The 23132-nt window shown below is 59.6% G+C and carries 19 protein-coding genes; 14 read left to right on the top strand and 5 right to left on the bottom strand.

The genetic code is table 11. The features are described 5' to 3' along the window. The 10 genes from CJ187_RS04015 to CJ187_RS03970 all read left to right on the top strand — a co-directional run bounded on the left by CJ187_RS04015 (position 1) and on the right by CJ187_RS03970 (position 9550). Entirely contained in the window at positions 1-1008 is a 1008-nt protein-coding gene (locus tag CJ187_RS04015) for a carbohydrate ABC transporter permease (protein WP_102215646.1), read from the top strand. A 6-nt stretch (positions 1009-1014) separates the two neighbouring features. Further along, on the top strand, positions 1015-2367 hold the full coding sequence (locus CJ187_RS04010; RefSeq protein WP_102215647.1) for an ABC transporter substrate-binding protein: 1353 nt from the start codon (positions 1015-1017) through the stop codon (positions 2365-2367). Between the two features lie 266 nt (positions 2368-2633). Next, positions 2634-4793, top strand: a complete 2160-nt coding sequence (locus tag CJ187_RS04005; RefSeq protein ID WP_102215648.1) for an ATP-dependent DNA helicase RecG — start codon at positions 2634-2636, stop codon at positions 4791-4793. Beyond that, on the top strand, positions 4790-5359 hold the full coding sequence (gene rsmD / locus CJ187_RS04000) for a 16S rRNA (guanine(966)-N(2))-methyltransferase RsmD (protein WP_102215649.1): 570 nt from the start codon (positions 4790-4792) through the stop codon (positions 5357-5359). Before CJ187_RS04005 ends, rsmD begins: the two co-directional genes overlap by 4 nt. Continuing rightward, positions 5356-5844, top strand: coding sequence for a pantetheine-phosphate adenylyltransferase (gene coaD, locus CJ187_RS03995; RefSeq protein WP_102215650.1), 489 nt, complete (start codon positions 5356-5358; stop codon positions 5842-5844). The genes rsmD and coaD overlap by 4 nt, the downstream gene beginning before the upstream one ends. 11 nt (positions 5845-5855) lie before the next feature. Then, positions 5856-6575 carry a hypothetical protein gene (locus tag CJ187_RS03990; protein ID WP_233187263.1) on the top strand — a complete coding sequence of 240 codons (720 nt, stop codon included), beginning with the start codon at positions 5856-5858 and terminating at the stop codon, positions 6573-6575. Between the two features lie 87 nt (positions 6576-6662). Beyond that, positions 6663-7217 carry a YceD family protein gene (locus CJ187_RS03985; protein ID WP_233187264.1) on the top strand — a complete coding sequence of 185 codons (555 nt, stop codon included), beginning with the start codon at positions 6663-6665 and terminating at the stop codon, positions 7215-7217. Between the two features lie 2 nt (positions 7218-7219). Then, positions 7220-7945: a ribonuclease III gene (rnc, locus tag CJ187_RS03980; RefSeq protein ID WP_233187265.1), complete on the top strand. Its 726-nt coding sequence runs from the start codon at positions 7220-7222 to the stop codon at positions 7943-7945. A 3-nt stretch (positions 7946-7948) separates the two neighbouring features. Next, positions 7949-8830, top strand: a complete 882-nt coding sequence (gene mutM, locus CJ187_RS03975) for a bifunctional DNA-formamidopyrimidine glycosylase/DNA-(apurinic or apyrimidinic site) lyase (RefSeq protein WP_102215652.1) — start codon at positions 7949-7951, stop codon at positions 8828-8830. A gap of 87 nt (positions 8831-8917) precedes the next feature. Beyond that, complete coding sequence (locus CJ187_RS03970; RefSeq protein ID WP_102216517.1) at positions 8918-9550, top strand: response regulator; 633 nt, start codon at positions 8918-8920, stop codon at positions 9548-9550. A 114-nt stretch (positions 9551-9664) separates the two neighbouring features. On the opposite strand, the gene CJ187_RS03965 is transcribed toward CJ187_RS03970, so the two are convergent. The 5 genes from CJ187_RS03965 to CJ187_RS03945 form a co-directional block, all read right to left on the bottom strand. Beyond that, complete coding sequence (locus CJ187_RS03965) at positions 9665-11341, bottom strand: sensor histidine kinase (RefSeq protein WP_102215653.1); 1677 nt, start codon at positions 11339-11341, stop codon at positions 9665-9667. Continuing rightward, entirely contained in the window at positions 11328-13106 is a 1779-nt protein-coding gene (gene cydC / locus CJ187_RS03960) for a thiol reductant ABC exporter subunit CydC (protein WP_102215654.1), read from the bottom strand. The genes CJ187_RS03965 and cydC overlap by 14 nt, the downstream gene beginning before the upstream one ends. Further along, positions 13103-14851: a thiol reductant ABC exporter subunit CydD gene (gene cydD, locus CJ187_RS03955; protein WP_284667986.1), complete on the bottom strand. Its 1749-nt coding sequence runs from the start codon at positions 14849-14851 to the stop codon at positions 13103-13105. Before cydD ends, cydC begins: the two co-directional genes overlap by 4 nt. Before the next feature lie 88 nt (positions 14852-14939). Continuing rightward, positions 14940-16064 (bottom strand): cytochrome d ubiquinol oxidase subunit II, encoded by a 1125-nt coding sequence (gene cydB, locus CJ187_RS03950; protein WP_102215656.1) that lies wholly within the window; start codon positions 16062-16064, stop codon positions 14940-14942. A gap of 15 nt (positions 16065-16079) precedes the next feature. Beyond that, the gene (locus CJ187_RS03945; RefSeq protein ID WP_102215657.1) at positions 16080-17624 is read right to left on the bottom strand and encodes a cytochrome ubiquinol oxidase subunit I; all 1545 of its coding nucleotides are present in this window, start codon (positions 17622-17624) and stop codon (positions 16080-16082) included. Between the two features lie 523 nt (positions 17625-18147). Between CJ187_RS03945 and CJ187_RS03940 the strand changes: the two genes are divergently transcribed. From CJ187_RS03940 to obgE, 4 genes are all read left to right on the top strand, one after another. Next, positions 18148-20709, top strand: coding sequence for an Rne/Rng family ribonuclease (locus CJ187_RS03940; RefSeq protein ID WP_434737343.1), 2562 nt, complete (start codon positions 18148-18150; stop codon positions 20707-20709). Positions 20710-20847: 138 nt separating this feature from the next. Continuing rightward, positions 20848-21168 carry a 50S ribosomal protein L21 gene (rplU, locus tag CJ187_RS03935; protein WP_102215658.1) on the top strand — a complete coding sequence of 107 codons (321 nt, stop codon included), beginning with the start codon at positions 20848-20850 and terminating at the stop codon, positions 21166-21168. A 25-nt stretch (positions 21169-21193) separates the two neighbouring features. After that, a complete protein-coding gene (rpmA, locus tag CJ187_RS03930; protein WP_102215659.1) occupies positions 21194-21454 on the top strand; it encodes a 50S ribosomal protein L27 in 261 nt (86 codons plus the stop codon). Positions 21455-21606: 152 nt separating this feature from the next. Next, positions 21607-23127 (top strand): GTPase ObgE, encoded by a 1521-nt coding sequence (gene obgE / locus CJ187_RS03925; protein WP_102215660.1) that lies wholly within the window; start codon positions 21607-21609, stop codon positions 23125-23127. Positions 23128-23132 lie beyond the last annotated feature (5 nt).

Raw genomic sequence — 23132 nt, 5'->3', positions numbered from 1 at the left:
ATGGACAAGAACACACAACCTGTAGCGGGTCCGGTCCTTGAGGGGCGGAGTGCGCGCACAGATGCGGCACAAGCCCCCGCTCGTGAACCTGCCGACAAGACTGCAACGCGCGGCACTAAAAAGCGGCGTAAACGCTGGTCGGTGGGGCGAGTGCTCGCGTGGGCATTCATGATCCTGATCATCGTGATCACCCTCTTCCCGTTCTACTGGATTCTACGGACCGCACTGTCTGCCAACGGTGCGTTGGCAACCAACGCGGGTAACCTGTTGCCGGCAGGGGGCATTAACTGGGGTGGGTTTGCACGCGTCTTCGGTTTGCAAGATGTGCAAACCGCGATCGAGCAGGGAGGCAGCGGTGCCACCATCGACTTTTGGAGGTACCTGCTGAACTCCGTGGTGGTCGCCACGTGCATAACGGTGTTCCAAACCACGTTCTGTGCAATGGCTGCGTTCGCGTTCTCCCGCCTTCGTTGGCCCGGTAGAAACGCGGTGTACGCCATTTTCCTGTCCGCCCTCATGATTCCTTTAATCTTCACGTACTTACCGAACTTCACGCTCATCAAGAGTTTGGGGCTGGTGGACACGCTCCTTGGCATCATGCTGCCAACCATGTTCATCTCACCGTTCGCGATTTTCTTCTTGCGCCAGTTCTTCATGAACATTCCCCGGGAACTTGAGGAGGCGCAGTTGCTCGACGGAGTTTCCCGGCTCGGTACTTTTGTGCGGCTGATCGTGCCTATGTCACAGGGCCCAATCGTGACCCTCGCGCTACTGACGTACATCACTGCGTGGAACGATTACTTCTGGCCCCTGCTGGTTTCTTACACCGACGATTCACGCGTGCTCACTGTGGCACTGGGCGTGTTTCGCGCGCAGGCACCCCAATCCGGTACGGACTGGGCGGGGCTTATGGCAGCCACACTCGTGGCAGCACTGCCGATGCTGCTGCTGTTCGCACTGTTTGCTAAACGAATCGTCAACTCCATTGCATTCACGGGGATCAAGTAGGTCAAGATGAAGAATAGAACTGGAATTTTGAGCACCGCCGCAGCACTAGTGTCAACTCTTACGCTCGCGGTTGCCGGATGCTCCTCAAGCACATTTTCTGGCAGTAAAACTGCGATTGACTACTGGATGTGGGACGCGAACCAACTACCCGGCTACCAGCAGTGCGCGCAGGATTTCATGAAAGAAAACGACGATATTGACATCCGTATCACGCAGGTGGGGTGGGATGACTACTGGACTAAACTAACCGCGGGTTTCGTGGCGGATGCGGGGCCGGACGTGTTCACTGACCACGTGGCCCGTTACCCGGAGTTCCAAGAACGCGGTGTGCTGCTCCCACTCGATGACGTGGGGCCGCTCAAAGACCTGAACCCGCAGGAGTTCATGACCGGGCTGGCGGACATGTGGATTGGTCAAGATGGCAAACGCTACGGCGTGCCGAAAGACTACGACACCGTGGCGATCATGTACGACAAGAACGTGCTGCGGGATGCGGGAATCAGCGAAGAGGAACTGCAGAACGCGAACTGGAACCCCGACGACGGCGGTTCTTTTGGGAAGATCATCCGCCACCTCACCGTGGATAAGAACGGTAAACGTGGGGATGAAGATGGGTTCGATAAAACTAAAATCCAAACCTACGGACTCGCGGCGGACCCGACGTTAGACTACGTGGGGCAAACCAGCTGGTCCCCGTTCGCCCTGTCCACCGGGTGGACGCATACGGACGTGCCGGTGTGGGGCACAAAGTTCCAGTACGACGACCCGCGGTTCCAAAAAACCATGCAGTGGTACGCGGGGCTCACGAAAGAAGGGATACTGCCCGCGTACGGTGAGTTCGGGGAGGCATTCCCCGCAGAACAGCAACTGGGAGCGCACCGGGCCGCACTTGCCATTGCGGGTTCTTGGATGATCAACGGGTACGACCGGCTGAAAGACATTGATTTGGGAATTGCCCCGTTGCCCAGCGGTCCCTCTGGTCACCCCGCCACCATGTACAACGGGTTGGGCGATTCCATCTCTAAGCAGACTAAGAACCCGCGCGAGGCCGCCCGCTGGGTTGCCTACCTGGGCTCTGACAAATGTCAAAACGTGATCGGACGGCAAGGCATCGTGTTCCCAGCCCGCCCAGCGGGCACGCAAGAAGCAGTGAAAGCATTCCACGACCGCGGGATTGACGTCACCCCATTCACAGACCGGGTGGAACGCAAAGAAACTTCCCGCTACCCACTAACCGTCAGTGGCGCAGCCCTGTTTGCGAAAGCCCGCCCGTATTTTGACGCAGTCTGGATCGGCTCTAAAGATCCATCCACGTTCACAGAAATGAATCAGCAGATGAATCGCATTTTGAAACGCTAGCCACCCCTGCGGGCATAGTGACGCATCAGAAGTGAGCGGTGTGCGTTTGGAAGTGGAGCCGCGGGAAACTAGAAGTTCGCGAGCGTTCGAAGTGAACGGTGAGGAATTGGTGGCCCGCGAGCGTTCGAAGTGAACGGTGAGGAATTGGTGGCCCGCGAGCGCTCGAAGTGAACGGTGAGGATTGGTGGCCCGCGAGCGTTCGAAGTAAGCGGCCGGGCGGTACCTGGAAGTGAACGGCCGGGCAGTAACTGTGGGATACTACCGGTATGGATGCGATAGCCGGATTGCTAGACCGACCCCTAGAACAGGTGCTCGGAAAACGATCTGCTAAGAAACTCGCGGGCCTGGGGGTCGAAACCGGGCGGCACCTAATCACCCACTATCCACGTCGATACGCACACTGGGGGAAACTCACCCCGCTGGAACTAGTGCACCCGGGCCAAGACGTCACTATCCTCGCTTGCGTGCAGTCAGTGCAGATGCTGCAAAACCGAGCGGGTGGTGTGCGCCTTTCCGTAGTGCTCACGGACGGACACCGGTCGATAAACGCGGTTTTTTTCGCTAAACACCCCGGGCGGCTCGCCCCAATAGAACGCGCACTCGAACCCGGGTCACAGCACTTATTCGCCGGTAAAGTGGGGGACTACCAAGGCAGCTTGCAGCTGAGCCACCCGCAGTTTGAATCTACGCAAGCCCAAGACGCGCGCGCACGAGCCGACAAACCCATCCCCATCTACCCGGCGCAACAACGATGCCCATCGTGGTTCATCCACAAGTGCGCGAACCTGCTGTTAGGGATGCTCACCCCTCAAGACCTACCCGACGTCCTAAACGAAAAAGAACGGGAAGAACGCGGCCTCGTACCCCTTTTGGAAGGGGTGCGGGAGCTACACGACCCGACGTCAGACACCGCACTGGAAACGGCTAAGAAAACGGTGAAATGGTCCGAAGCCCTCGCACTCCAAGTGGCCATGCTGGCGCGGCACGACGAACTGAAACGCAAAAACGCGCCCGCAATCAACCAAAATGGGATCGAACAAGTGGTGGCAGACCTCCCATTTCAACTCACCGGTGGCCAACAAGATGCGCTGCACACCATCGCGCGGGACATGCAGCAGACCACTCCGATGCAACGCCTCCTGCAAGCGGACGTGGGCGCGGGCAAAACCGTGGTCGCCGGCCTCGCAATGACCGCGGCCGTGAACGCGGGCTATCAAGCGGCCCTGCTTGCCCCCACCCAAGTGCTCGCGCAACAGCACGCGCAATCGCTGTCGACCATACTGCCCGTCCCCGTTAGCGTACTCACCAGCGCCAGCAGTGCGAGCAGCCGAAACGAAGCCCTGCAGCGCGCCGCTAGTGGACAACCCGGTATCTTTGTTGGCACCCACGCCCTGCTAGAAGACAGCTTTAACTTCGGTGCGCTGGGCCTAGTGGTGGTCGATGAACAGCACCGGTTTGGGGTCCGTCAACGCGATAAACTGCGTGAAAACGCTGGCTCAATGTTGCCCCACATGCTCACCATGACAGCCACGCCAATTCCACGCACCATCGCCATCACCGTGTTCGGTGACCTGGATGTAACTACCATCCGCGAACTCCCCAAAGGTCGCAAAACCACTGAAACCTACGTGGTTCCCGCCGAAAACGCCGCGTGGATGAACCGGATGTGGGAGCGAGCCGCAGAAGAAGTGAAAGCAGGCGGACGCGTATTCGTAGTTACCCCCCGGATAGAATCGCAAGGAAAAACCGCCCAAGGAGAATCCGCCGCGGAAGGTAGATCTACTGCGCAAAGAAAATCCGCTAAAGGGGAAGAACCGGAGTTAGCGAACGTCGCGGACACTGCCCGTGAGCTCACCAACCTCCCGGCACTCGCGGGGATTCGCATAGGCACGTTGCACGGGCGGATGAATCCGGATAGCAAAACCGAGGCAATTGAAGCCTTTAACAACGGTGACATCGGCATTCTCGTCACCACCACCGTGATCGAAGTGGGGGTAGACATATCGGCCGCGTCGATGATGGTGATTTTGGATGCACACCAGTTCGGACTGTCCCAACTGCACCAGTTGCGCGGCCGGGTCGGCCGGGGTGGACAAAAAGCAGTGTGCATGGCCGTAGCGCGCCCAGACCTCCCCTCGGTGTCGATCAAGCGGCTGCAAGTGTTTGCCGACACCACAGATGGTTTTGAACTTGCGGAAGCAGACCTGAAGCTCCGTTCGGAAGGGGACGTGCTGGGGGAGGGCCAGTCGGGCGGACGCACTTCCCTGTCGCTTCTGCGAGTGATGCGGGACCAGGCGATCATCGAACAAGCCCGTTCGCTCGGTAAAGAAATAATTGCGGCAGATCCGCACCTGGCCCACCGGCCAGCGCTTGCGAGCCGAGTGGAAAACCTGCAAGTTCAAGCACAGTGGATGGAGAGAACATGACGCGGATCATCGCGGGCACGTACAAAGGCAGGGAACTGGCGGTTCCCACGCGGGGGACGCGCCCCACATCTTCGCGAGTGCGTGAAGCCCTGTTTTCGCGCCTAGAAGCTTGGGATGAGCTGGAGGGCGCGCGCGTACTGGACCTGTACGCGGGTTCGGGCGCACTGGGGTTAGAGGCCCTTTCACGCGGCGCGCAAAGCGCGGTTCTGGTGGATAAGGCGCGGGAGGCAAGCCGGGTGATGAGCAAGAACATCCGCTGCCTTGACGCACCAGCGCACGCGGTTGCGCAAGACGCCTACCAGTTCGCGTGCAGCACCAAACAACCGGCCTACACCCTGGTGTTCATTGACCCACCCTACGACTACCCAGCGCAGCAACTTGCACGCGTTCTCGATGCACTTCGGAGCGGTCTAGAACCTCAGGCACTTGTAGTAGTGGAAGGATCCACCCGCTCAACTGCACCTAGCTGGCCGGCAGGATACACGGAAGAATCGACGCGCAAATGGGGTGAGACGAGGGCGTGGTTCCTCACGTATACGGGTAATGAGGGTAGCGTGGAGATATGACGAGAGCGCTGATTCCCGGCTCATTTGACCCGATCACGTTGGGGCACGTAGATATTATCGAGCGGTGCACGAACCTGTTTGAAGACGTGATCGTGGGGGTAGCTAACAACTGGTCGAAACGGTACTTGTTTAACGCTCACGAACGAGTGAGTTTAGCCAAAACAGTTACGAAAAACCTGGCGAACGTGCAGGTTGCCCGCGTGGAAGGGCTCCTGGCGTTGTGGTGCGAACAAAACGGTGTGGACGTGATAGTGAAAGGGCTGCGCACCGCTGGGGACGCGAGCTTCGAACTGCCCCAAGCGACCGTGAACCACAACCTCGCGGACATTGAAACCCTGTTCCTACCAACCCGCGCGCACCTCGCGCACATTTCCTCGACGATTGTGAAGGAAGTGGCGGTCAACAAGGGGTCTGTGCGTGCAATGGTGCCCGAGCCGGTTGAATGCGCGTTACGCGATAGGATTGACAGCACTACCACCCTGTAAGGAGTCTTGAGATGAGTAACCACGAAACCCCCGCTTCGGATTTTGACGAGGTGGTGGCGGGTCCGAAAGCGGATTCGCAGAACATTGACGATGTTTACGGGCCATCTACCGTGATTGCCGCGATCGAACAGATTGAAGAACTTGTGGAGGAAGCGCGGGCCTTGCCGATGAGCGCGTCCGTGCTGGTTAACAAGGCGGAGATGTTGGATTTGCTGGCGCAGGCCCGGCAGGCGCTCCCGGATGACCTGTTGGCGGCGGATGCGGTAGTGGCAGATGCGGACGCGGTGATGGTACGGGCTGATGACGCGGCTCAAACCACGTTGGATGAGGCGAACGCGCGGGCGAAAACGATTGTTGAGGACGCGCGCAGTAAGGCTGAAGAACTGACCCAGCGGGCTCAGGAGGATGCACAGCAGGAGGTGGCGCGCGCGCAGCAGGAAGCATCAGCTACTGTTGAGCAAGCCCATGAGGAAGCGCGGCGAGTGGAACAGCAGGCCCGGGAGCGTGCGGAAGAGCTCGTTAGTGAACAGCCGATTGTGGAGCAGGCGCGTGAACGTGGGGAAGAGATTGTGAATAAGGCGCGCAAGCACGCGTTAGAACTGGCGAATGGGGCGGATTCGTACTGCCAGGAATCACTCACGGCGCTGACGAAAACTTTAGAGAAAATGTATTCTCAGGCGCAGGCGGGGCGGGAAAAGATTGAGTCCCACCGCCGCGCTGATCACGAGTAGCCGACTGCTATTCGTCGGGTGCAAATAGTTGTGATGACGAGCCGTCGCACTTAAATGCGGCGGTGTGGAGAAGAGAGGTTGAACGGCGTGAGCCAACCATTTGCGGGTGCCAAGCTGTCTATCGCCACGCTCCCTACGCGCAGTGGGAGTGTGCGGGATTACCAGTTGGAGCTTGCGGCTCCAGACGATTTGGGGACCCAGGTGATGACGGTTCCGGCGGGCCAGGTGATTCCCGTGGACGTGACTGTGACGTCTATGGAAGATGGCGTGTTGCTGCAGATTCAAGCCGATGCTTCGGCGCGGGCGGAGTGCGTGCGGTGTTTGCGTCCCGTTTCGCAAGGCGTGCACGTGGACGTGCATGAAATGTTGTTTACCCCTGAGGCTGTGGCCCGGATTCGTAAGGAAGATGGGGATGAAGCGGTCGAGGATCTGGTGGTGCTGGAGGGGGACGAGATCGAGCTGGAACCCTGGTTGCGGGACGCGATTGTGACGAGTTTTCCGTACGCCCCGTTGTGTAAGCCCGATTGTGAGGGGCTGTGCGACGTATGTGGGAAACGCTGGGAGGACCTGCCGGATGATCACGAGCACGAGGTATTGGACCCGCGGTTTTCGGCGTTGAAAGATTTCTTTAAGGAGGATTAGGGGTGTCGTCGCATTCGCGTAAAGCAGCGCCGCCGGCAGCGGTGAACTCGCAGATTGCGGACCTGATGGGGGCGTGGTCTATAGAGTTGGACCCGGATTTGGCGGTGACTGCGCTTACGCACCGGTCGTTCGCGTTCGAAATGGGTGGGATTGAGCACAATGAGCGGCTCGAGTTCCTGGGAGATTCCGTGTTGTCGATTGTGGTTACGGAATACCTGTTTAAAACGTTCCCATCTGAGTCGGAGGCGCAGCTGTCTCGTATGCGCGGGGCCATCGTGTCTGAGCGGACACTGGCGAAAGTCGCGCGCGGGATTCATTTGGGGGATTTCATTTTGCTTGGCAAGGGCGAGAACCTCACGGGTGGGCGCGAACGCGATTCGATTTTGTGTGACACGACGGAAGCGATGATTGGCGCGACCTATTTGACGTACGGCCTAGAGACCACGCGCAAAGTGGTGGAGCACCATTTGAAACCCTTCTTGGATAACGCGGTTCAGATGGGCCAGTCGTCGGATTACAAGACGACGCTTCAGGAATATTGTTCGCATGAGGGACTGGGGGAGCCGGTGTATGAGGCGATCGGCTCCGGCCCAGACCACGCGCGCCGGTTCCACGCAACCGTGACAATCGGGGGGCGCGTAGCCGGTGAGGGGGATGCGACCTCGAAGAAGAACGCGACTGCGGCGGCTGCGCGGGCTGCTTTCTTGAGTTTATCGGGCGCGAACTGATCGATGCCGGAGCTTCCCGAAGTTGAAACGATCCGCGCGGGGCTAGACCCCCACGTTCGGGGCCGCACTATTACGCGCGCGCACGTGTGGCACCCCCGCTCAGCTCGTACGTCGGCGTCGCCGCACGCACTTGAGCAGGCCCTCACGGGGCTGCAAATTGAGTCGACCGCGCGGCGGGGCAAATTCATGTGGGCGGTAGCGCAAAAGGAGCAGCGGGAACCCCTGGCGATTGTGATGCACCTGGGGATGTCGGGGCAGCTTCACTGGCATGAACCGGCCGCGGCGCCGTTGGCGCGTAAACGTCACGAACACGTGCGCTTAGAGTTTGACGACGGGTCGGTGCTGAGTTTTGTTGACCAACGCACGTTCGGGCGGGTTGAAGTGGTGCCACTGTTGGTTACGCAGCAGGGGGATCGCGTTCCCACCAGTGCGGCGCATATTGCGCGTGACCCACTGGATCCACTGCTGGACCCCGCGGCGGTCAGTAGGCGCATCCGCGCATCCCGCACGCCCATTAAAACCCTGCTGTTGAATCAGGCAGTAGTCTCGGGGGTGGGGAATATTTACGCGGACGAGGCTCTTTGGGCAACCCAGATTTTTGGGGGCCGGCGGGGACGGTCCCTGCGGGTGCGGGACGTAAGTGCGGTATTGAAGGCGTGCCGAGAGGTGATTGAACGGTCGATTGCCGCGGGAGGGACGTCGTTCGACACGCTGTATGTGAATATTCAAGGACAGGCGGGGTATTTTGAGCGCGAGCTCCAAGTGTACGGACGGGAAGGGCAAAACTGTCGGCGCTGCGGAGCTGTAATTAGGCGGATTGTGATTTCTAACCGCTCACATTTTTATTGTCCGCACTGTCAACGCGGGAGGTTAATCCGCGGCTAGTCTGCGTAGAATGGGACTGGTTTAGTTTTTGCCACTTCGAACCTGTGGGGTGAGTTTGTGAATAGTGAAAGTAAAGCCGTTCGCGTGATGATCATTGACGACCACGAGATTGTCCGAAGGGGCATCGCGGAACTCGTTGACCGGGCGGATGATCTGGAGGTCGTGGCGGAAGCCGGGTCGGTTGAAGACGCGATCCGCCGCGCCGAACTGGTGGTGCCCGACGTCATGCTGGTGGACCTGCAGCTACCGGACGGCACGGGGATTGACATTATGCGGAAACTGCGAGAGACAAAACCGCAGATCCGCCCGATTGTGCTCACGTCGTTTGATGACGATTCGGCTTTGTCAGAGGCTCTTGAGGTGGGGGCTTTAGCTTACGTTTTGAAGACGGTGCACGGGGCGGAGATTACGGATGTGATCCGCGCGGTTGCTGACGGTCGGGTACTGCTTGACGAGCGTACGGTGACACGGAGGCGAGCCGACCACGGGGACCCAACCGCCGATTTAACGCCGTCCGAACGCAAGGTGCTGGGCCTGATTGGTGACGGGTTGTCGAACCGTGAGATCGGGGAGAAACTCGGGGTGGCAGAGAAAACTGTGAAAAACCACATCACGTCCCTGCTTTCCAAAATGGGATTGCAGCGCCGCACTCAGGTGGCTGCGTGGGTTGCTGGTCAGCGCGCGGCGGCGTGGCGGAACCAAACCCCACCGCGACCATAATCTCCGCCTAACCAAGCAGGTGGACCCGCGCCGCGGGCGTGCCCCGCTGCGCCCCCTTTCGCACGAACCCCGCGAGGCAAGGCGCTCCCGCTCGGGAAGGCTGCCCGCGCGGGATCAGTAGTCTGCGAGCGGCACGGTCCAAACCATGGTGGTGCCGTGCCCAGTTTGTGCCGGCCCGATTTTGAACGATCCTTTCAACCTGCGCGCTCGCATCCGCAGGTTCCCCAGACCGGAGGTGCGGGTGCGGTTCTTCGGGATCCCCACCCCATCGTCTGTGACCCGCACGCTGATTTCCCCCAGTTCCGCGTGCCCGTGCACGTCAATCAGTACTTGCGCGGCGGTTGCGTGAGCGTGTCGGGCAATGTTTGATAGGCCTTCGCGCACCACAGCCACAACGTCGTCGGCGATCGCGTCATCCACCCGGGCGGACACTTCGTCGATACTATCCGGGTCGTCGGGTTCAATCAGCTGCCCGTCCAGATCCAGGATCAGCGAGGGCGCGAACCCCAGTGAGTTCCGCGCAATCGACGTTTCCCTGCGTAACCGTTCCACCAGGTCCACTTCCTGATCTGGCTCGCGCAGGTCGTGCACGATCGAGCGGATTTGCCGCACGGACGCGTCAACGGCCTCAAGCGCATCTGACAGAATCGAGTCGATCTGCTCTTTTGTGGTGTCGCCGGTGTAAAGTTTCGCTTTCGCCGTGTCAATCCGCATGCCCGTGGCGAATAGCTGTTGGATTGCGAAGTCGTGTAGGTCCCGGCCGATGCGGTCGCGTTCGTCGTAAAGCGCCGCCATATCCTCCGTGTGACGGGCTGAAGACAGTTCGAGGGCGAACGCAGCCTGCCCCGCCAGAGCTTCCGCGAGCGGCAGGTCGGAGCGGTTAAATGCGGGTGCACCAATTTTTCGCAAGATCAGTAGGACGCCCTGGGCCACGCCCCGGTTGATTAGCGGTACGTACATGGCGGGGCCGAAGTTTTTGAGTTGGTCGACCCGCAGCATGGAGGCGTTTGCGAGCGAATCCACGATCATGCCGGTTCCTTCGTGCACCACCGCCATGGCGCGGCCCTCTGGGGGAAATACGGTGCCCAGCAGGGTGTCCGCCATGTAGCCTTCTGAGATTTCGCACGCCCACGAGTAGCCCACGGACGGCAGGACGATCAGCGCGGTGTCTGCCTGCGCCACGTCTAGCACAGTTTTCGCGATGTGCGGCAGGATTTCCTCTTCGTCGTTGCCTTCCAGCATGGAGGTGACGATTCTTTGAGTACCTTTCATCCACCGCTCCCGGTTGCGTGATTCTTGGTACAGGCGCGCTTTCGCTACGGTTGCGGCGGCGACGCGCGTGAGGGCGTGCAGTACCCGCACGTCGTCATCGTCAAAATCAGTGGGCTTGTTCACTAGGTACAGGCGGCTCATGGTTTGATCGTGGATCGGCGTGGGGGTGACCAGGAGTTTTTGGAGGGTTTCCGCGTCACTTTGGGGGATGCGATCCAAGCTGGAGGCGTCGTTGAGGATGTAGGTTTCGTCGGTGGGCACTAGGTTCACCAGGTTCATACCCGTGAAGACTTGTTCGGTTTCACTGGGGTGGTTGTAGTCGCGGTTGAAAAACAGGCGGGCTTCCCCCCAGGTGTCGAGTATTGACAGGGCGCCGTAGCGGGCGTTCGTGAGTCTTGTGGCTTCGTTCACGAACGCTTGGAGGATTCCGTCTACACCGGATGCTGCCGTCAGTTTTATCATTGCGTCCACGAGTTTTTCCGCGTGGGGTAGGGTCGGCTGACTGTCAGGCGAGGTCATCGGTGTCTCCTTCTTGGGACAGGGCCCATTGGTACTGTTCGTTCGTTTGCTTCAAGTTGTTGTGAGTGCCGCGGGCAGAAACCGTGGCGCTGCGGGTCCCGTCTGGATTTGTGGTCGGGTCCAGCACGAGCACTTCATCTGCTGCTTCAAGCGGGGTGAGTCGGTGCGTCACCACCAGCACGCCCCGGTTTTGGTCCGATTCCAGCAGGTCACGGATCAGCCCGTCTGCCGTTTGGGTGTCGACGTGCTCACCGGGTTCGTCTATTAGCATGAGGGGAGCCGAGCTGGCGAGGGCTCGGGCGAGCAGTAGCCGGCGCCGTTCTCCTCCGGAAATTGTGCTGCCTTCGGATCCGAGGAGGGTACCGACCCCGTCGGTGAGTTCAGCGGCCCACTGTCCCAAGCCGGCGCGGCGCAGGAGTTCGTGCGCGTCCTCAGCTGTGATCGTGGGGGTGGCGACCCGCAGGTTCTCTAGAACGGTGGTGGCGAACACGTGTGCGTCTTCGGCGGTGAGGGACACGTATTTACCCACGTCGGCACGAGCGAGCGTGTGAATGTCGCGTCCGCACAGGGTTACGGAACCAGACTTGGGTTCTAGTAGGCCCGCGAGCGTGTATAGGAGCGTTGTTTTCCCGATTCCGGAGGGCCCCACGATCCCGGTGTGGGAGCCGGGCCGGAGCGTGAGGTTTATCCCGGATGCCACTACGGGTCCGCCGGGCCATCCGACTGCGAGGTTTTTGGCCTCTAACACGGGGGTGAGGCCGGGTTCTAAGTGTGCTTGGCCCTGTGGGGCGGCGCTCAACAGGTCGTCCAGACGCACGGCAGCGCGAGCAGATTTGACGAGTTGCACGGCTGCGGGCCCTAAGTCAGAAGTGGCTTCGAACGCGGACAGGGGGGTTAATACCACGACGGCGAGTGCCACGGCTGCGAGCGTGCCCCCAAGCGTTGAGGGAATCCCGATCCACATGGCTCCGCTCACCGCCACCGCCACGCCAACGAGGTCCACGAACGCGGCGAGGCCGGCAACGAACGCGGCGTCATTCTTCGCTTTACGCAACCGAGTTTCAGTTTCGGCAATTGAGTTGTGCACCGCGGGGAGGCGGCCCTCGACGGCTAGTTCACTGGCGTGGTCCACGAGCGTAACCGCGCTTGCGGCAAGTTCGGTGCGAGCTAAGTCGGTGGCCTCTTGGGACCGGCGCGTAGCCACAACCGTCAGGAGCGGGCCGGCTACGCCCGACAGCGCGAGCCCAAGTAGGAGCACGAGGGCACTGCCCACTGACAGGAACGCGATCCCCACCACGGTACCGACGCTGCACACGAGCGCGACCGCTGCGGGAAGAACGGATTTGACCAACAGGTCACCCACGGCGTCCACGTCCGTGCCGGTGCGGGCCAGCAGATCCCCGCGTCGCAGTGACACTACTTTATCGGCCTGTGAGCGCGCCAAAATTGCGTAGACGTTGTCGCGCAGAGCCGCGATTCCATCCATCGCGACCGCGTGCGAGGCCAGGCGCTGGGCGTAACGCAACACGGCTTTAGAGACCCCGAAGAACCTCACGCCCACGGTGGCGACCATTAGGTACATAACTGGTGGCTGCTGGGAGGCGCGGGCAATGAGCCACGCGGAGGTCGCGCCCAAACCGATGGCCGCACCGATCCCGAGCGCGCCCAGCAGCACGGCGAGAGCGAACTTTGGTTTAGAGATCTCTAGCAGTCGCAGAACGCGCCGGATTGCGCGGCGCTCGGTTTTGGATAGAAAAAGATTCACGACTGCGCTCCTTCGAGCAAATCCGGGGTGCTGGTGACGGTCAGGGTATGCGCTTCGCTTTGAACTAGTTCGGGGTAACGCTGTTCTTCCGCGGCTGTTGCGGCGCGTGAGACCACTTCGATCACGTGATCGGCTGCATCCGTGACGGCCTTGCGGTGGGCAATTACTATCACTCTCCGGCCTTGGCTTTGCAGCTGCTTGATCGTGTCGATCACCTGGGTTTGTGTCATGGCGTCCAGATGTGCAGTGGGTTCGTCAAGAATCACAATTGGCGCATCCGACAGTAAGGCGCGCGTCAGTGCCAGTCTTTGCCGCTGCCCCACCGATAGGCCCACGCCCGCGTGCCCCACTTTGGTGTCCCACCCTTGCGGGCACTGAGAGAGGACTTGATCGAAGCGGGTGGCGCGCGCCGCTGCGGCCAGTGCCTCATCACTAACTGCGCTTCCCGAGGTCACGTTGTCACGGATTGTGCCGGGCAGTATCGCAGGGTTTTGCGGCACCCACGTAACGCAGTTCCACCAGCTTTGCGGGTCCACGTCCCTCAGGTCTAAAACTGAATCACCGGCGCGCAGCAGAATATTTCCGCGCGTGGGGGGCAGTAATTGTAGGAGCGTCATGATGGTCGTGGTTTTCCCAGCGCCGGAAGCTCCCACGAGTGCGGTTATTGACCCCGGTTCGATGCGCGTATTCAGTGCTGCCGGTGCCCACGCTCCCCGCGCGGCGACGGACAGGTCGCGCAACTCTATGGTCGCGCCGCGCACATCGGGCGCCGGGATGGTGCCCGGTTTAATCACTGGGGTTTCTAAGATTTCGAACGCGGATTGGGCTGCGGAAAGTCCATCGGCGGAAGCGTGGAATTGTTCGCCAACTTCGCGCAGCGGTAAGAACACTTCCGGCGCGAGCATGATTACTGCCAGGCCGGTGAACAGGTCAACCGTGCCACTGACCATCCGCAGCCCCACCCAGACTGCTACCAGTGCCACCGAGAGGGTTGCTAAGAACTCCAAGATCGCGCCGGACAGGAACGCCACCCGCAGTGTCTGCATCGTGGTGCGTGCGTGTTTTTGCCCGAGCGTGTGAATGTGCTCGCGGGGCGCGCGTTGCCGCCCGAGTGCCTGCAGGGTCGGTAGGCCCGCGATTACGTCTAGCAGCTGCGTGGCGAGCCGTTCCATGGTGGCGAGTTTTTCGTCAGAAAACTGTTGCGTGAGTTTGCCCACGAGGATCATGAAAATGGGAATCAGTGGGATTGCAAAGATGGCGTACAGGGCCGAGGTCCAGTCGAAATACAGCATCACCAAAATCGTGAGGGGCGTTACCGTAGCGGTGAGGACTAGTTGCGGAAGGTAAGCCACGAAGTACGGACCCAAGTCGTCTAAACCCCGCGTGATTAGGGTCACCGTGTCGGTCCCGTGGCGAGCTAACCAGCGGGGCCCCAGCTGGCTGGCGTGGTGCAGTACTTTGGACCGCAGTTCAATAATCGTGTCGTGCGCGGCGCGTTCCCCCATGGACTGGCGCAGCCACGTGAGGGCCGCGCGGGTGAGCACTGCGATTAAAAAACCCAGAATGTATGCGCGTACCTGAACTAGGGAAGCACCGTGCGTGATGACGGGGGAGATGGCGGCCGCGATGCAGTACACCTGCGCAACCACGAGGATTGCGTTAAGGGTACCGAGCAGGGCCACGAGCCCGATGTACTTGCGGGCAGCGCGGGCGTAGCGCAGTAAGCGCGGGTCAAATGGTTTCAACCTGTTTCCTTCTGGCCGATTACGTACTGTTCCATCATAAGACTGCGGGACCAGCAAACGCTGGTCCCGCAGTAACTCTCAGTGAAGATTAGCCTTGAAGGAAGTTAGCTCCGAGACGAATCTTCGTGGGGTGCAAACCGGTGTTCGTGGACACGTCATCGGGGGAGATGCGGTCGCGGAACACGTGGTAAGACCATGCGGTGTACGCAAGCACGATGGGCACAAACACCACTGCGCAAATCGTCATGACCGTTAGCGTACCGGTCGTGGACGACGCCTGCTCGATCGTGAGCGAGTACATGTCATCGATCGACGAGCGCATCACGTTCGGTGCCATCGCAACGAAGATGAATGCGACTGCCGAGGCGATGCTCAGCGAGGACAGCAGGAACGACGTTACCGACTTGTTCATCGCTTTTTGCGTAAACGCCGCGGATGCAATCAGTGCTAGCGCAGCCACTACCAGGGGAATCCACGCCCAAGAGTTCGTGGCGTAACGCAGCATTGCCCACAGGGCCCACACTGCAACCACCAGGGTCGCAACGATTGAGAAGGTGGAAGAAAGCTTCTCCGCCCGCTCATGCACCGCGCCTTCGGTCTTGAGGGACAGGAACTGCGCGCCCTGTGACAAGCACAGCGACAGCACGGCGAGCCCACCGAGAATCGTGAACGGCGTGAGGAGAGAGAAGAAACCACCCGTGAGGTTGTGCACGGAGTGCGCCAGAACCTCAGGCGTAATTGCCCCCTGTACCGCCTCGTTAGTAGTGGGGTCCACAACCTCAATCTTCATGCCTTGAACCAGGTTGGCGAACGCAACCCCAAGCAGGATTGGCACAACCCAACCGGCGATACTGTGCAGCACGTCCCAGGTGTGGCGCCACCGCAGCGTGTTGATGCTCTTGCGCCATTCGAGCGCGGCAATACGCAAAATCAGCAGTACCAGCACCAGGAACAACGCTAGGTACATGCCGGAGAACATGGTGGCGTACCACTCTGGGAACGCCGCGAACGTAGCCCCACCGGCGGTTAGTAACCAAACTTCGTTACCGTCCCAGTGTGGGCCGATTGTGCGAACCGTTTGCGTGCGTTCTTTATCGTTTTTCGCCACGATTGGTAGCAACGCACCGACCCCGAAGTCGAAACCTTCGAGAACTAGGTAGCCCGTCCAGAGGACGGCGATCAGAATGAACCAAAGAATACTGAGCCAACTCATTGTCTATATCCTTCCTCAGTACCCGAATGCCAGTGCGGCGGAATCGTCCGCAGTGTCGGCTTTAGTTTCGCCTGGTACGTGCATGCCTTCGAGGGCGTAGCGACGCATCAGCCAGATCCAAATGACCCCAAGTCCACCGTACAGGAGGGTGAAAATAATGGTGGAGGCCAAAACTTGACCGGCCGGAACGGTTGCGGAAGACGCGAACTGAGTTAGCTGCAGTACCCCGCCAACCGGATCGTTGTTTAACGCAGCCGCGGAGTTCGGGTACACGACCCACGGTTGGCGTCCCAGTTCGGTGAACAGCCAGCCGGCGGACGCACCGATGAACGGCGCGAGGATGCTCCAGATCGCGGCCTTACCGATCGCCTTCGACTTGATGACCTTGTCGCCGCGCAGCCCGATGAGGGTGACTAGACCCGTGATGCACGAAAGCAAGCCGATGAAGATCATGACGCGGAACGACCAGAACGTCGGGGCGGCTGGGGGCCGGAAGTCGTATTGGCTGGCGTCGCCGTAACGCGATGTGAACGACTCGTTAGCGTTCAACATTTCAACGGTGCGTTCTTGAATGTCCTTAACCCCTTCGACCTCTGCGGTGAATGAGTTGTGGGACATGAACGATGCTACGCCCGGCACGGAGATGAACTTGGTGGGCTCGCCTTCGTCGCCAATCGGGCATTCCCCGAAGGATGCGACGGTGAAGGCTGCGGATTCTGTGTCCATACAAACGCCTTCTGCAACTGCCATCTTCATGGGCTGCAGGCGCACCATTTCTTGCCCCTGGAAGTGGCCGGTTAACGCCACGCCAACCCCACCGATTAGCAGTGCGATCGCACCGAAACGGGCAATCGGTTTCCAAACCTTCGTGGCTTTCGCGAACCCTTGGTCCCCTTCGTTAACTGCGCGCGTGTGCCACCACAGGGCGATACCGCACACGAACGATCCGGCGATCAGCACTGAAGTGGTGAACACGTGGGTCCAAGACCAGAACAGGACCGGGTTGGTAACCACATCGAGGAAACCGCTGGCACCATCTAGTTCCGCACGCCCAGTTTCGGGGTTGAACACGGCTCCAACTGGGTGCTGCATCCACGAGTTCGCACCGAGGATCCACAGTGCCGACACGGACGTACCGATCGCCACCAGCCAGATACTCACGAGGTGCATGGTTTTGGAGATGCGGCCCCAACCAAAAATCCACACGCCAAGGAACGTGGATTCGAGGAAGAAGGCGAGCAGCGCCTCAAAAGCAAGGGGAGCACCGAAAATGTCACCGACAAAGCGGGAGTACTCCGACCAGTTCATGCCGAACTGGAACTCTTGCACAATACCGGTTGCAACCCCGAGTGCGAAGTTGATGAGCAACAGTTTCCCAAAGAAACGCGTTGCGTTGAGCCAGACCTCATTGCCGGAACGATGCCACTTGGTTTGCATGATCGCAACCAGGAGTGACAGTCCGATTGTGAGCGGCACCTGGAGGAAGTGGTAGACGGTAGTTATACCGAACTGCCACCGTGCCAGGAGCACTCCATCGAGTGCTGCTGGGAGGACGGTCATGATGTCCGCCTTTCCGAGTTGATAGGTTAATTAAAATTATTTGTTGCTAGTTCGCAACCCTCATAAATAAGGATAATGGTATTCTATGCTGATTTCTGACTCTTCGTCAGCAAAACGCGGGGGCGCTGCCAGCTGGCGGAAAAATCCGGGTGGCGCCGAAATGCTGCGGGAACGGTATTTATAGCAATTTTGGGCCCCTAGTCCTATCAAATGCAGGTAAAGAAACTGCCTTTAATGTCACTTTTTCGCTTGAGGCACTTTGTGAAGCGGAGGGGGAAGTGATCTCCCCAATAGGTTCTGCGTGCGCATCTGTGGAATACTGTGCATGTAACTAGCGGAGTACCCCGCCGGTTGAGCTTACTGCCTGGACGCTGAGTTCGCGTAACTGAGTTGTGGCAGTAGGGGCGCGTTCCGTGCCTGTCGTGTTTGTGCACGTCGAGCGCTTTCAGAGTTTCCGCCTGGAGACAGGCGGCGGAGTTTGATCCGGTACTGGACTACTCGAAATTAGTGTGGAGTAAATAACGTGAATAAAGAAGGAAACGGCGATTCGGAAAATAAGTCGCTGCCAAATGCAGCGTTCCAAAACAGTGGGGCGCAAACACCAGGCGTTGGCATGAACCCGCTGTTCATGTCGGCCGAAGCCGGCGGGGCTGAGAATTCCAACCAGGGGCGGCCCCCAATGGGCAGTGACGCGTCGGGAGGAATCTTTTTCCAGGCCCCGCAAGTGGCCGCCGGATGGGATGCGGGAGCAGATCAGGACTGGGACGAAGCGGGCGACGAGAACGCTGAGGAAAGTAGGTCGCGCGGGTCGAAACAAAAATCTGGGCGGCGCCGGAACCGACGCGAACGAGACCGCAGTGACAGCGGCGGTAAACAGGCCAGTGCTGAACGCAATGACGAACCGGGGAGCAAACGCGGCTCGGATTCAGAAGATGAGGATGGGGCGGAAATAGAAACGTCCCGCCGTCGTCGGCGCCGCCGCCGCACCGCCAGCCACGAAGAGGTCGTAGCGGAAGTTGAAGGGGTTAAAGGGTCAACCCGGCTAGAGGCCAAACGGCAGCGCAGGCGCGAGGGTCGGCGTGAGAAACGACGGCAGGTAGTTACGGAATCGGAGTTCTTGGCACGTCGCGAATCGGTGCGTCGTGAAATGATTATCCGCGAGTCAGATGGGCTGAACCAGATCGCGGTGCTAGAAGACGGACTGCTTGTTGAACACTTCGTGGCCAGGCACACGCAGCAAACCATGGTGGGGAACGTGTACCTCGGGCGCGTGCAGAACGTGCTGCCCTCCATGGAAGCTGCGTTCGTGGACCTGGGGAAGGGCCGCAACGCCGTGCTCTACGCGGGGGAAGTGAACTGGGAAGCGGCGGGCGTAACCTCAAAACCGCGGCAAATAGAACAGGCCCTCAAATCTGGTGACACCGTCATGGTGCAGGTAACAAAAGACCCGATTGGACACAAGGGCGCACGGCTAACCGGTCAGGTCACGCTCGCGGGCCGGTTCCTCGTGTTCGTACCCGGTGGGGGGATGACCGGGATTTCCCGCAAACTGCCCGACGCGGAACGGTCTCGCTTGAAAAAACTGCTTTCGAAGATCGTGCCGAAGGAAGCCGGTGTGATCGTGCGCACCGCAGCGGAAGGTGCCAGTGAAGAGCAGTTGCGTGACGACGTGGAACGGCTCAGTAAGCAGTGGGACGAGATTAAGCAGAAAGAAAAACGCAAGCCGAAAGCACCAACTCTGCTGCGTTCCGAACCGGAACTCGCGGTCCGGGTGGTGCGGGACGTGTTCACGGAAGACTTCGAATCCCTCACGGTTCAAGGGGAGCGCACGTGGGAAACGATTCATCAGTACGTGTCTGACCTGTCGCCGGAGTTGGTGGAACGCCTGCGCCATTGGAAGAGTGACGACGACGTATTCGCTGCTCACCGCATTGACGAGCAGTTGGCGAAGGGCATGGACCGGAAGGTGTTCCTTCCCTCCGGTGGGTCCCTCGTGATTGACCGGACGGAAGCGATGACGGTCATCGATGTGAATACGGGTAAGTTCATTGGCTCCGGGGGGACCTTGGAGGAGACCGTTACGAAGAACAACCTGGAGGCCGCTGAGGAGATTGTGCGGCAGCTGCGGTTGCGCGATATCGGTGGGATTATCGTGATCGACTTCGTGGACATGGTGCTCGAATCTAACCGCGAACTGGTGCTGCGCCGCCTGGTGGAGTGCTTGGGCAGAGACCGCACCCGACACCAGGTGACGGAAATTACTTCCCTCGGGCTGGTGCAGATGACCCGTAAACGCGTGGGAGAAGGTTTGGTGGAAGCGTTCTCCACGCCATGTGAATGCTGTGATGGACGTGGCTTTATTGTGCACGATCATCCGGTGGAAATCTCGGACGAAAACGAAGGGCGCAACCGCAAACGTGGCAACAAGCACGGGAAGAAAAACCGGGAGCAAGACAAAGCGCGTGAGCAAGCGGATTCCAAGCAAGACCAGAAGCGTGAGGAAGTGAAGAGCGCACTCAGTGCGATTGCCGCAGCGACCGCGTCGGCGCATGAACAACCTCAGGAAAATGGGGCGGCAAATGCAGAATCCATAGAAAACAGTACTGAAGGCGCCGCGAAGAAATCGAAGAAGAACGGGCGGAAGAACCGTAAGAACTCGCAGAAGGCCAAGAGAAGCTCGGCGAAATCCGGGGGAGGGGCGAATTCTAAAGAAAATGAGTCTAACTCCGGTCACGGGCAGACTCAGGGGGAATCGGATTCGCACCCGGCTGACGGCACTGCCCGCAAGACCGATGCAGCAGGTAAAGCACCGCGCCAGGAAGAGGACCGGGACAAGCTGGGGAACGGGCGCAAGGAAAGTGAGTCTGAGAAGGCAGGTAAGGCGCCGCGCAAGCCACGTCGACGCGGGGTAACTATGGAACAGTCGGCGCCGGAGGAAGCGCCGGCAGCAGATGCGAAACCGACCCCGAAAATCGCGCGTCCGGTGGCGGCGACCGTGGAAACGGCTGAGGATTCCCCCGTGACGCGTCCGCGCAAGAAGCGCCATCGGCGGGTGGTATCTACCGACACTGGGGGTGGTGAATAACACACCGGACAAAGCGGTTTTTGAGGGAAAATCGTTTGAAAGATAACGGTAAATCCCGTATTCTAAAGCGTCGGTGCGTTTAATCCACTTCTAGTTTGTGGTGAGGAACGCGCAGTAAGTATTCGTAATCGATAAGAGATGAGCAGCAACGTGGTCTACGCGATCGTCAAGGCCGGCGGCCGACAGGAAAAGGTGTCCGTCGGTGATGTCGTCGTCGTCGACAAGTTGGCAGGAGAATCCGGCGACACCGTCGAACTCCAGCCCGTAATGGTGGTCGACGGTGACAAAGTCACCTCCAACGCCGATGAGCTTGGAAAAGTTAAGGTTACTGCCGAGATCGTCGAACCCATGAAGGGCCCGAAGATCTCGATTGTGAAGTACAAGAACAAGACTGGTTACCGCAAGCGCCAAGGTCACCGTCAACCCTTGACTAAGATCAAGGTTACGGGGATCAAGTAGGTTCTAAAAGGAAGAGGCTTAAGAGATGGCAAGTAAGAAGGGACTCGGTTCAACTAAGAACGGTCGCGACTCTAACGCCCAGCGTCTTGGCGTTAAGCGTTTCGGTGGCCAGTTCGTGAACGCAGGTGAAATTATCGTCCGTCAGCGTGGTACCAAGTACCACCCGGGTGTGAACGTTGGTCGTGGTAAAGACGACACCCTGTTTGCACTAATTGCTGGTGACGTGGAGTTTGGTAGCCGTCGTGGTCGCCGCGTGGTAAGCGTGGTGGAACCGGCTGCAGTTTAACCTCTTTAAGGTTTAACACGAGGGTGGGCGGAATAACCGTCCACCCTTGCATCATATCTTCGCGGATTTGCGGCGAACCCAGGCTGCTGAGCCTATAGCGCGAGGGCGCATGGGCAGTAGCGAAAGGGTGCATCGGAGGAAAGGGAATATAAATGGCTTCATTCGTGGATACCGTAAAGCTGTTCGTGTCGGGCGGTGATGGTGGCAACGGGTGTGCCTCCGTGCGCCGCGAAGAATATAAGCCTTTGGGTGGCCCTGACGGGGGAAACGGTGGTAACGGCGGGGATGTGATCCTCGAAGTGTCAGAACAGGTCACGACGTTACTGGATTATCACCGTTCGCCGCATCGGAGTGCAGAAAACGGCACTCCCGGTCAAGGGGATAACCAGGAAGGTAAGAATGGTGAGCACGTGGTGCTGCCAGTACCTCAGGGGACGGTTGTAAAGGAAAATGGTGAGGTAATCGCAGACCTCGCTGCCCCGCAGCAGAGGTACGTGATTGCTCAAGGTGGGCGCGGCGGGCTTGGGAACGCAGCGCTGGCGTCACGTAAACGCAAGGCCCCCGGGTTTGCGCTGCTGGGGGAGCCGGGACAGGAACGCACCGTCACGCTGGAACTTAAATCCGTAGCGGATGTGGCTCTCGTGGGGTTCCCGTCGGCGGGTAAATCCTCGCTAATTTCAGCGATGTCTTCGGCACGCCCGAAGATCGCGGACTACCCGTTTACCACGCTCGTGCCGAACCTGGGGGTGGCGGACGCGGATGGGTTGCGGTACACGATCGCGGACGTGCCGGGGTTGATTCCCGGGGCGGCGCAGGGCCGTGGTTTAGGCCTGGAATTTTTGCGCCATATCGAGCGGTGCGCGGTGATCGTCCACGTCCTCGACGCAGCCACGTTTGAAACTGAACGCGACCCCGTGTCTGACCTGAAGGTGATTGAGCACGAGCTGGCGCAGTACCGGTCGGATTTAGGGGACGTTGAGGGCTACGTTCCACTTGGACAGCGGCCCCGAATTATTGTGATCAACAAGATTGATATTCCAGATGGGCGCGAGATGGCACAGATGCAACGCACTGAACTGGAGGCGTTCGGCTGGCCCGTGTTCGAGATTTCAGCGGTTACCCATGAGGGGTTGCGCGAACTCGGTTTCGCACTGGCGAACGCGGTGGCCGAGCAGCGCGCCCAGCTACCGGAACCGCAGGTGCCGGAAGTGGTAACGGTGGAACCGGTGGGCCGTCGGAGGGGCTCGGACTTCACAGTGACCACCACTGATGTGGAAGGTGAGCGCGCGTACCAGGTGCGTGGAAGCGGTGTGGAACGGTGGGTGTCGCAAACCGATTTCGGTAACGACGAGGCCGTGGGCTTCCTCGCAGACCGGTTGAAACAAGCTGGAGTAGAAGACGCGCTGGTTGAGGCGGGGGCACTCCCGGGGGATCCGGTGGTTATTGGCCCGGCAGAATCAGGGGTCGTGTTCGACTGGGAACCGACTCTGCAAACTGGGGCGGAGCTGCTCGGACCTCGAGGTTCTGACGCGCGTATGGAAGGCTCCGGCAGGGCGACTCGCAAGGAACGTAAGGCCCGGTACCGCGAAAAGATGGATGCGAAAGCTGCGGCCCGCGAGGAACTGTGGACGGAACGTGAATCCGGTGTGTGGACGGACCCGAGCAGCAGGTAAGACGA

The organism is Gleimia hominis (assembly GCF_002871945.2).
Taxonomy (GTDB): domain Bacteria; phylum Actinomycetota; class Actinomycetes; order Actinomycetales; family Actinomycetaceae; genus Gleimia; species Gleimia hominis_A.
Note: the sequence above shows the minus strand (reverse complement) of the source record. Positions and strands in the feature narration are given on the sequence as shown.